General features: G+C 64.7%; 9 protein-coding genes and 1 pseudogene. 6 read left to right on the top strand and 4 right to left on the bottom strand.

Annotated elements, in window-relative coordinates; all coding sequences use genetic code 11:
* From MOV74_RS19885 to MOV74_RS19870, 4 genes and pseudogenes are all read left to right on the top strand, one after another.
* Window positions 1-351, top strand: a 351-nt coding sequence (locus tag MOV74_RS19885) for a TolC family protein (RefSeq protein ID WP_246925885.1), incomplete at its 5' end; no start/stop codon positions are given.
* A gap of 103 nt (window positions 352-454) precedes the next feature.
* Window positions 455-804, top strand: a pseudogene (locus MOV74_RS19880) (addiction module antidote protein).
* 72 nt (window positions 805-876) lie between these two features.
* A complete protein-coding gene (locus tag MOV74_RS19875; protein WP_246925883.1) occupies window positions 877-1,434 on the top strand; it encodes a hypothetical protein in 558 nt (185 codons plus the stop codon).
* Between the two features lie 51 nt (window positions 1,435-1,485).
* The gene (locus MOV74_RS19870; protein WP_246925882.1) at window positions 1,486-2,448 is read left to right on the top strand and encodes an amidohydrolase family protein; all 963 of its coding nucleotides are present in this window, start codon (window positions 1,486-1,488) and stop codon (window positions 2,446-2,448) included.
* 3 nt (window positions 2,449-2,451) lie between these two features.
* Here the strand turns inward: MOV74_RS19870 and MOV74_RS19865 are convergent, their stop codons facing one another.
* From MOV74_RS19865 to MOV74_RS19855, 3 genes are all read right to left on the bottom strand, one after another.
* Window positions 2,452-5,568, bottom strand: coding sequence for an efflux RND transporter permease subunit (locus MOV74_RS19865; RefSeq protein WP_246925881.1), 3,117 nt, complete (start codon window positions 5,566-5,568; stop codon window positions 2,452-2,454).
* 29 nt (window positions 5,569-5,597) lie between these two features.
* Entirely contained in the window at window positions 5,598-6,848 is a 1,251-nt protein-coding gene (locus MOV74_RS19860; protein ID WP_246925878.1) for an efflux RND transporter periplasmic adaptor subunit, read from the bottom strand.
* Window positions 6,849-6,993: 145 nt separating this feature from the next.
* A complete protein-coding gene (locus MOV74_RS19855; RefSeq protein ID WP_246925876.1) occupies window positions 6,994-8,406 on the bottom strand; it encodes a CoA transferase in 1,413 nt (470 codons plus the stop codon).
* A 57-nt stretch (window positions 8,407-8,463) separates the two neighbouring features.
* Here MOV74_RS19855 and MOV74_RS19850 point away from each other — a divergent pair, with 57 nt between their 5' ends.
* A complete protein-coding gene (locus MOV74_RS19850; protein WP_246925873.1) occupies window positions 8,464-8,751 on the top strand; it encodes a hypothetical protein in 288 nt (95 codons plus the stop codon).
* Window positions 8,752-9,071: 320 nt separating this feature from the next.
* Window positions 9,072-9,842, top strand: a complete 771-nt coding sequence (locus MOV74_RS19845; protein WP_246925871.1) for an SDR family NAD(P)-dependent oxidoreductase — start codon at window positions 9,072-9,074, stop codon at window positions 9,840-9,842.
* A 188-nt stretch (window positions 9,843-10,030) separates the two neighbouring features.
* Here MOV74_RS19845 and MOV74_RS19840 read toward each other — a convergent pair.
* On the bottom strand, window positions 10,031-10,691 hold a 661-nt coding region (locus MOV74_RS19840; protein WP_246925869.1), incomplete at its 5' end, for an OB-fold nucleic acid binding domain-containing protein.

The following is a 10,691-nucleotide window of genomic DNA, read 5'->3' as shown; positions in this document are numbered from 1 at the left end:
GCGGCGGTCAGCGCCTGGGTTGCCAATGAGGGCGCCAAGATCACGGTCTCGGCTTCGGAGTCCGAGGTGAAAGCCGCGACCGTCGCGCTCCAGGGCGTGCAGCGCGAGGCCGCCGGCGGTCAGCGCACGACGGTGGACGTGCTGAACTCGCAGGCCGATTTGATCCAGGCCAAGGCCCGCCTGATCGGCGCGCTGCGCGACCGCGTCATCGCCTCCTACACGCTGCTCAGCGCTACCGGCCATCTCGACGTCAAGACACTGAGCCTGAACACGCCGGACTACCTGCCCGAGGTGCACTACCACCAGGTCCGCGACGCCTGGCACGGCCTGCGCACGCCGTCGGGGCAGTAGGCACCCGCGCAACATCGCTTCACAGCATCCTGCACCGCCTAGGCGACAAACGCATGCAGCGACAGGACATCAAGCTAGCTCAGCAACTAGCGGAGACATTGTGATGCCGAAAGCAGCAAAAACGACGGTCAAAGCGGCATCCAAGACGACGCGATTCGACGCCACTGACTACCTCAACACCGAGGAGCGGCAAGCCGCCTATGTCGCGGCCGCACTGGAGACTGGCGATGCCGATTTCGTGCGCGACGCGCTCGGCCTCGTCGCGCGTGCACGCGGCATGAGTGCGATCGCGAAGAAAGCGGGCTTGAACCGCGAGAGCCTGTATAAGGCCCTCGGTGAGACGGGAAATCCCGAGTTCGGCACGGTCATGCGCATTGTCGCGGCGTGGGCCTGACATTGTCGGCTCAACCCGCGACGAGCGGACGGACCTCAAAGCGCCGCCGCGCTGCGTAACGGAGCGCGGCGGCCTTGGATGTCGCGCTCGCTCTTACCGGGCGCCAAGCCGGTTCAGGTCAGGGCGTGAACATGAGAAGCCGCCGCATCCATCTGATGGGGGCCTCCGGCGCCGGCGTGGCGACGCTCGGTCGCGCACTCGCTGGCCGGCTTGCGCTGCCGCATCACGACAGCGACGACTATTTCTGGCTGCCGACCGTGCCGCCCTACCAGACGACGCGGCCCGCTTCCGAGCGACTGCACCTGATGCGCGAGATGTTTCTGCCACGTCTCGATTGGGTGCTGAGCGGAACCGTCACCGGCTGGGGCAACGAGGTCGTCCCGTTCTTCGACCTTGTCGTCTTTGTGACGACGCCACGCGAACTTCGGCTGCAGCGCCTGCATGGCCGGGAGGCTGCGCATTTCGGAGCTGACGCCATCGCACAGGGCGGCTGGCGTCATGAGGAGACGGAATCGTTCGTCGAATGGGCCGCGCACTACGAAGCCGGGGATCGCGAGGGCCGCAGTCTCCCAAAAGATGAAGCCTGGCTCGCGGGCCTGCCCTGCCCGGTCGTGCGCGTCGACGGCTCACGCCTGCTTGCTGATCTCATCGAGCAGCTATGCAACGAGGCGGAGCTGCTGCCGGGCTGATGTGATACTGTCCGACTCCACTGCCAAACAACAACAATAGGGAGAGAAATCGTGCTCAACCGACGCAGCGTCCTGCTTGCCTCCCTCGCCGCTGGAGTAGCCATGACCAACAGAGCCCACGCCCGAGCCGTGCAGCCTGCGACACCGGTCAATTTCGACGTCCCGCCGCACGCCTGCGACTGCCACACCCATATCCACGGCGATCCCGAAAAGTTTCCGTTCTTCGCCGGGCGCGTCTACACGCCCGAGCTGGCCTCTCCGGAGGAGATGGCCGCACTGCACAAGGCGCTGCATGTCGAACGCGTGGTCATCGTTACCCCGAGCGTCTACGGCACCGACAATTCATCGACCCTATTCGGCATGAAAGCCCGCGGCGCGACTGCACGCGGCGTCGCCGTGATCGACGACAAGACGCCGGAGAGCGCGCTCGACACGATGCATCAGGACGGTTTCCGCGGCATCCGCCTCAATCTCGCGACCGGCGGCGTCAACGATCCCAATATCGGACGACCGCGCTTCACCGCCGCAGTCGAGCGCATGAAGGCGCGCGGCTGGCACGTGCAGCTCTACACCACGCTTGCCATGATCTCGGCGATCAAGGACCTCGTCGAGACGGCGCCGGTACCCGTCGTGTTCGACCATTTCGGCGGCCTCGAAGCATCACACGGCGTGGAGCAGCCGGGCTTCTCCGATCTCGTCGCGCTGGTGACGTCCGGCAAGGCCTATGTCAAGATTTCGGGCGCCTACCGGTCGTCGAAGCTCGCGCCAGATTATCAGGACATGGTGCCGTACGCGCAGGCCCTGATCGCGGCCAACCCGGATCGCATCGTCTGGGGCACCGACTGGCCGCATCCGGATTCGAGCCGCGTCGAGGGACGCAAGGCAACCGACATCGCGCCGCTCTACCAGATCGACGACGGGCGCCTGCTCAATCAGCTTCCGGTATGGGCGCCGGACGCGAGCGTGCGCAAGAAGATCCTGGTCGACAACCCGGCGCGGCTCTACGGGTTCTGACGGTCAGCGCGCGCGGCGCGAGAAGAACGAGATCAGCACCGGCAAGGTCACGAGGATCACGACCGGCGCCAGCATCATGCCGGTGACGACGACGACCGCAAGCGGCTTCTGCACCTGCGAGCCGATGCCCTCCGACAGCGCCGCCGGCAGCAGGCCGACGCCGGCGACGACGCAGGTCATCAGCACGGGCCGGAGCTGAAGCTCGCCGGTGCGGATCACCGCGCTCATGCGGTCCATGCCTTCTTCGATGAGCTGGTTGAACTGCGACAGGATGATGATGCCGTCCATCACAGCGATGCCGAACAGCGCGATGAAGCCGATCGCCGCGGAAACGCTGAATGCGGTGCCTGTGATCAACAGACCGAGCACGCCGCCGAAGATCGCCATCGGGATCACGCTCATGGCCAGCAGCGTGTCGGTCATCGAGCCGAAATTGAACCAGAGCAGCACGCCGATCAGCGCCAGCGAGATCGGCACAACGAGCGACAGCCGCCGGATCGCGTCCTGGAGATTGCCGAACTCGCCGACCCAGTCCATGTGCGAGCCGGGCGGCAGTTGCACCTGGTCGGCGATCTTCTGCTGCGCCTCGCGGATCGCGCTGCCGAGGTCGCGCTCGCGCACCGAGAACTTGATCGGCAAATAGCGTTCCTGCTGCTCGCGATAGATGTAGGCGGCGCCGGAGACGAGGCTGATGTTGGCGACTTCGCTCAGAGGGATTTGCGTGACGGTGCCGTTCGGCCCGGGCGCGCCGATCCGCAAGTTCTGGATCGCTTCCGCGCTCCTGCGGTATTCCGGCGCGAGGCGGACGATGATCGGGAAGTGACGGTCGCTGCCCGGCTCATAGAGATCGCCGGCGGTGTCACCGCCGATCGCCACCTTGATCGTGGCGTTGATGTCGCCCGGCGCAAGGCCATAGCGCGCCGCCTTGGCGCGGTCGATGTCGATCTGGACGGTCGGCTGCCCGAGTGAGGTGAACACTGCAAGGTCGGTGACGCCCTGCACAGTCGACAGCACCTGCTTGATCTTGTTGGCAGTGTCGGTCAGTGCCTGCAGGTCGCTGCCGAACAACTTGATCGAGTTCTCCCCCTTCACGCCGGAGACGGCTTCGGAGACGTTGTCCTGGAGATATTGCGAGAAGTTGAACTCGACGCCCGGAAAGCGGTCGTCGAGCTGCTTCAGCAGCTCCGCGGTCAGCTCTTCCTTGTCGCGCGTGCCGGGCCACTGGCTCACGGGCTTGAGCGGCGCGAAGAACTCGGCGTTGAAGAAGCCGGCGGCATCGGTGCCGTCGTCGGGACGGCCGTGCTGCGACACGACGGACTCCACCTCCGGCCGGGCGCGGATCACCTTGCGCATCTCGTTGACGTAGCTGTTGCCTTCCTGGAGCGAGATGGTCGGCGGCAGCGTGGCGCGGATCCAGAGATTGCCCTCTTCCAGCTTCGGCAGGAATTCGAGGCCGAGCAGCCGGCCGAGCGCGACCGTCATCAACACCAGGCCGACGGCACCGCCGAGAACGATGTTGCGGTTGGCGACCGCCCAATTCAGCACAGGCATGTAGATCCGGTGCAGGATCAGCATCACCTTGGTCTCAGTCTCATGGACATGCGCCGGCAGGATGATCGCGGACAGCGCCGGGGTCACGGTGAACGTCGCCAGCAGGCCGCCGGCAAGCGCGTAGGCATAGGTGCGGGCCATCGGCCCGAAGATGTTGCCCTCGACACCCGACAGCGTGAACAGCGGCAGGAAGGCCGCGATGATGATCGCCGCGGCAAAGAAGATCGAGCGCGAGACGTCGGCAGCCGCGCTGAGGATGGCGTGGCTCTTCATGCCGAACATCGTCTCGGGCGACATGTGCTCGGATTCCGACATCGGCGTCGTCTGTGTCAAACGGCGGAAGATCGCCTCCACCATGATGACGGTGGCATCGACGATCAGGCCGAAATCGATCGCGCCGACCGACAGCAAATTGGCCGATTCCCCGCGCAACACCAGGATGATGACGGCAAAGAACAGCGCGAACGGGATGGTGGCGCCGACGATCAGCGCACTGCGCAGGTCGCCGAGGAAGATCCACTGCAGCAGCACGATCAGCAGAATGCCGACCACCATGTTGTGCAGCACCGTGTGGGTGGTGAGCTCGATCAGGTCGCCGCGGTCGTAGATGCGCTCGATGCGCACGCCCGGCGGCAGGATGCTGGAATTGTTGATGGTTTGAACGAGCTGGTGGACCCGCTTGATGGTCGGCGAGCTCTGCTCGCCGCGGCGCATCAGGACGATGCCCTGCACGATGTCGTCGGCCTCGTCGAGGCCGGCGATGCCGAGGCGCGGCTTCTGGCCCACGGTGACGGTGGCGACGTCCTTGACCAGCACCGGATTGCCGCCTGTCTGTGCCACCATGGTATTGGCGAGATCGTCGATCGACCGGATCAGGCCGACGCCGCGCACGACGGCCGATTGCTGGCCGATATTGACGGTGTTACCGCCGACATTGACGTTGGAATTGCCGACCGCCTGGAGCAATTGCGGCAGCGTCAGACCGTTGGCGACCAGCTTGTTGAAGTCGACCTGGAGCTCATAGGTCTTGCTCTTGCCACCCCAACCGGTGACGTCGATGACCCCCGGCACGGCGCGAAAGCGGCGCTGGAGGATCCAGTCCTGGATGGTCTTGAGATCGAGCACGCTGTAGTTCGGCGGACCGACGAGACGGTAGCGGAAAATCTCGCCGATCGGGCTGAGCGGCGAGATCTGCGGCTGCACGTTGCCCGGCAGCGGCGCAAGCTGCGCCAGGCGGTTCAACACCTGCTGCAACGCCTCGTCATAGGTGTAGGCGAAGGAGAACTGGAGCTTGATGTCGGAGAGGCCGTAGAGCGAGATGGTGCGAATCGTCGTCAGATTCTTCAGGCCTGCGACCTGGGTCTCGATCGGGATCGTGATGTAGCGCTCGATCTCCTCCGCCGACAGTCCCGGGCTCTGCGTCACGATGTCGACCATCGGCGGGGTCGGATCGGGATAGGCCTCGATGTTGAGCTGGTTGAACGCAATCAGGCCGCCGATCAGCACGGCGACGAACATCCCGACCATCAGGAAGCGCCGGTTGACGGCAAGGGCGACGAGACGATCCATTCAGGTCTTCAATTTTCTTGGGTCGTCGATCAGCTGCCGGACGCCGCGCGGTCGATGAAGAGGCTGCCTTTGGTGACGATCTGCTCGCCGGGCTTCAGATTGCTGGTGACCTCGACGAGATTGCCGTTGATGAGGCCGATCTTGATCTGGCGCAGCTCGACCGATTTGTCCTCGCGCGCGACCCAGATACGGACCTTGTCGGCTTCGTAGATCAACGCCTGCTTCGGCACCGCCGGCGCGGCGCGGTCGCCGGCCGAGTAGATCGTGACGTTGGCGAACATCTCCGGCTTGAGCAGGCCGTCCTTGTTGTCGATGGTGGCGCGGACCAGCAGGCGGCGGGTGCTGGGGTCGATCGAGGCGGCGACGTAGTTGATCCTGGCGGTCAGCGGCCGGCCCGGCAGTGCCATCACGTTGACGGTGATGTCCTGGCCGATGCACACCGCGGCCGCATCGCTCTCGCGCACGAACGCGGTGAGCCAGACGGTGGAGAGGTCGCCGATCACGAAGACCGGATCGCTGGCGCCGGAATTGACGTACTGGCCAGGGCCGATCTTGCGCTGCACGACCGTGCCGGCAATCGGCGAATAGATCGTGATCTCCCGATCGATGACGCCCTTGTCCTGGAACGCCTTGATGGTCTCGTCGGTGAAGCCGAGGATGCGCAGCTTGTTGCGCGCGGCTTCCAGCGCGGTCCCGGAGGAGCGCATGTCGTTGCGCGCCTGAACCTGGGTCGCTTCCGCCTGCTGATAATCCTTGAGCGGAATGGCATGGCCCTCATAGAGGTCCTTGGCGCGCTTGAACTGGATGTCGGAAAGCTCGAGCGCCGACTTCGCCTTGTTCTGCGAGGTCATCGCCGCGATGAAATCATTCTGGGCCTGCACCGTGTCGGCGGCCTCGATCGTGAACAGCGGTTGACCCTGCTTCAGCGTCTCGCCCGGCTTGGCCAGCAGCTTGGTGACGCGGCCCGCATAGGGCGAGAACACCGGCGTCGAACGGTCCTCGTCGACGGCGACCTTGCCCTCGGTGACATACTCGGCCCGGAAGCTCTTGGCCTTGACCGGCTCGATCGTCAGCGTCGCCCATTCGGACGGTGTGGGCGTGAAGTTCTGCGCATTCCTGCGCGACTGGCTGGAGATCTCGGAGTGCTTCTTTTCCTTGGCCCCCGAAGAGAGGAAGCCGTAGGCACCGGCGCCGACACCGGCAAGAGCTAGTAAAACTACGGATGTGACCACCCGTTGTTTTCTAAACACCTGCAATCGCTTGGTATTTTCAACTACCATGGAGCCCGGTCGTGCCTGCGACGATCTTGGCAGACGCCTGCCTTATCGGTCGCGCTAATAGTGCCGAATTGCGATTTCAAACAACCTAAAAAACGCTGGGCGCCTTTCGGTTTGCATTAAAATTTTGCGACGTGTCAGCTTCATGTCAGCTTCGCACCGGCCACTGTGCCGGATGACTGCCGAGCGGCATCGCCGGACGACTCCATTGCGCCGGCGTGTTCGACAGCAGCGCCGAATGGCGCACCGCCTTCAACATGCCGAAGCCAGATGGCATGCTCTCGATGAATGAAGCATGTACGGCCTCCCCCGTAAGATCCGGGGTATCCAATCCGCTGTCGAGCCGGCCGAGATTCCAAAGCCAACGCCCGGTCTGCGCCAGCGACACGCGCACGTGCCAGCTGCCACCGTCGCGGGCCTGACGCGCCCTGGCCACCATCGCGCCGAACGCCATCAGATAGCCGGTGGCGTGGTCGAGCATTTGCGCCGGCAATTCCTTGGGACCATCGAGGCCGGCAGCGCGCCCCTCGGCGTGATTGAATCCGGTCGTGGTCTGCACCAGGGAATCGAAGCCGCGTCGCCCGGCCCAGGGGCCGGTGTGGCCATAGGCCGACAGCGTCACATAGACAATGCCGGGATTGATCTTCGCTGCATCCTCCGGCGCAAAGCCGAGGACGGCAAGCGCATGCGGGCGATAGCCTTGCGAGAAGATGTCGGCGTCCTCTAGCAGTTCGCGCAATCGTGCCCTGCCCGTCACGCTCTTCAGCTCGATGAAGGTGGTGAGCTTGCCGCGGCCGGTGTCGATGGTGAGCCAGTCAATGGCGGGCAGCTCCGGCCCTGACACCAGCAGCACATCCGCGCCATGCGCAGCTAGCGTGCGGCCGGCGACGGGACCTGCGATGACGCGGGAGAGATCGAGCACGCGAAGCCCCGAGAGCGGACGATCGTTGTTCGATGATGCTTGCGGCCACGGCTTTGGCGGGGCTTCGCCGATCTTCTCGATCGAGATCAGCGGCAATTGCGCGAGCGCATGCGCCTGCGGCAGCGCGGACCATTCGTCGTAGCTGCGCATCAGCGCAACGACGCCGCCCGCGGCGTAAGCCGCAGTCTCGAAATCTTCTCCCTTCCATTGCATCAGCGCCGCCTGCACCTTGTCGCGCTCGGCCTCGCAGCCGAGCACCTTGCAGACGGCGTCGCGATGATGCGGAAAGTTGGTGTGGCAGCGCACGAAGCGGTTGTCGCCGGTCCTGTAGACGCCGGCGATGGCGTCCCAGGCCGGCGGCGGCGGCTTGTCATCGAGACGCAAATAGCGCTCGGAGCGGCATTCGGCGACGGCGTGGCGCAGGTCGACATGGACGTCCTGCGTCTCGCCACTGCGCAGTCGCCAGATTTCAGCGGCGGCGAGACCCGCCGCGGCGATGGTCGTCTGCCCGGCGACCGCGACACGAAACGAGGACGGGATTTGAGGCTCCGCGCCCGTCAGCCGCACGCGGTCGAGGGCGGCGGCGTCACCGCCCGCAGAGGTCCAGATGCCCTTGAGAATGTCGGCAGGGCTTTGCATGGCCGCTTCTCTCCCTTTAGTTTTCCTGACCATCCCACGTTCACAGAAAGGATTGCAATGGCCGCCATCGATCCCCTCACCGCAGGCGCCGTGTTCGTTGCGACGGCGGCCACCGACGCGGTCTATGTGATGTTCACCTCGGCCGTGATCGCGCGCAAGCGCATGTCAGCGGCGAACTGGAGCGCGGTCTGGTACATGCTCTCCTCCTACGCCGTGATCAGCTACACCGAAAACGCCTTCTATGTCGCCTTCGCCGCGATCGGCTCCTGGGCTGGCGCCTACGTCTCGCTGACCTTCCTGCACCGCCCGCCCGGCGGCCCGCCGGTGGGGGCTGCGCCGGAGTGAAGGGAAGAAATTTTTACGAGCTTTTGTAGGGTGGGCAAAGCGAAGCGTGCCCACGACTTTTGTACAAGTTGAGGAATGGTGGGCACGGCGCTCGCGCGCCTTTGCCCACCCTACGGCAGGTGAGGACGAGGCACGAGATCGCTCAACAAGCTGCGCGTCTCTCTACGTCATTGCGAGGAGCTCTTGCGACGAAGCAACCAGACCGTCTCCACGGATGCATTCCTGGATTGCTTCGCTGCGCTCGCAATGACGATGTGGAGGCTTCTGGGCAATTCGAGAAACGGCTATGATTGCTGCACAACAACAAGGAAAACCCAGCAATGGATCTCGGTCTCAAAGGAAAGAACGCCATCGTGCTCGGCGGCACGCGCGGCATCGGGCGGGCGATTGCGGCGACGCTGGCCGGTGAAGGCACCAATGTTGCGGTGTGCGCGCGCAATGCCGATCAGGTTGCGGCAACGGTCGCGGAGTTGAAGGCGAGCGGCGTTCGCGCCATCGGCAGCCCGGTCGACGTCACCGACGGCGTGACGCTGAAAGCCTGGATCGAGAATGCTGCAAAGGAGCTCGGCGGCATCGACATGCTGTTCTCCAATGCGGGCGCGATGGCGCAAGGTCACGACGCCGCATCCTGGCAGCAGAATTTCCAGCTCGACGTGCTCGGCGCCGTGCATGCGTTCGATGCCGCCCGGCCGTTCCTCGAAGCCAGCGGCGAGAGCAGCGGCGATGCCGCCTTCGTCATCATCTCGTCGATCTCCGCGGCGCAAGCGGACACGGCCAGCTCCTACGGTCCGATCAAGGCCGCGCTGATCCACATGGCCAAGGGACTGGCGCGACAACATGCAAAGAAGAAGATCCGCGTCAACGTGGTGTCGCCCGGCACCGTCTATTTCAAGGGCGGCGTCTGGGAGATGATCGAAAAGAACATGCCCGAGCGCTACAACGACGCGATGAAGCGCAACCCGACCGGACGTATGGCAACGCCGCAGGACATCGCGAACGCGGCGGTGTTTTTGGCGAGCCCGGTTTCGTCGTTCACGACCGGCTCCAACCTGGTCGTGGACGGCGCGATCTCGAACCGGGTGAATTTTTGAGGGCAGAATCACCGTCGAAAGACTCCTAGGGTGGGCAAAGCGACTTGTCCGCCGTAGCTCGAAGAGCGAAGGCGGAAGCGTGCCCACGGCTTTCGCGAACAAACCTCCAAATGGTGGGCACGGCGCTAACGCGCCTTTGCCCACCCTACGGCAGCTGAGCGTGTGGCAGCACGCTCGCGTCACAACCCTCAATGAAAATCCCGCGACGGCGGCAGGATGCGGACGTTGCGGGGGTGACGGATTTTTTGCGCCGGCATGTCCGCGAGCGCGCGAGGGTCTTCATTGAGGGGCTCGACCACAGTGGCGCCTGCCGGCACCGTATGCTTGCGGCCTAGGGCATCGTTGGCGAGGCCGACCAGATCGTGTGAGCGGTCGACCATGCGCTGGGCGATGAGATGTGTCACCTTCTCGGGGCTGCTCTGGATATAGCCCTCGACCAGGATGAGGCGCGCGCCCATCACCTCCTTGCGGTACTGCTCCATGATCTTGGGCCACACCACGACATTGGCGATGCCGGTTTCGTCCTCCAGCGTCATGAATACGACGCCGCTGGCGCTGCCCGGCCGTTGCCGCACCAGAACCACGCCGGCGCAGCGGACGCGGCGCCGCTCGTTCTCATGGCTGATGGCCTTGCAGGCCACCACCCGCTCGCGCGAAAACATCTCGCGTAAAAATTCCATCGGATGGCCCTTGAGGGATAGCCGGATGGTCTGGTAGTCCGCGACCACCTGCTCGGCGGGCGGCATCAGCGGCAGCGGCTTTGCATGCTCATCCGGCTGTTCGCGGGCGGTCGCCGCCTCGAACAGCGGCAGCGGCACGTCGTCGGGCAGCCGCCGCACCTGCCACAGT

Source organism: Bradyrhizobium sp. SHOUNA76 (assembly GCF_023006445.1).
GTDB lineage: Bacteria > Pseudomonadota > Alphaproteobacteria > Rhizobiales > Xanthobacteraceae > Bradyrhizobium.
The sequence above is the reverse complement of the archived record's forward strand: the minus strand, read 5'-3'. Positions and strand labels throughout refer to the sequence as shown.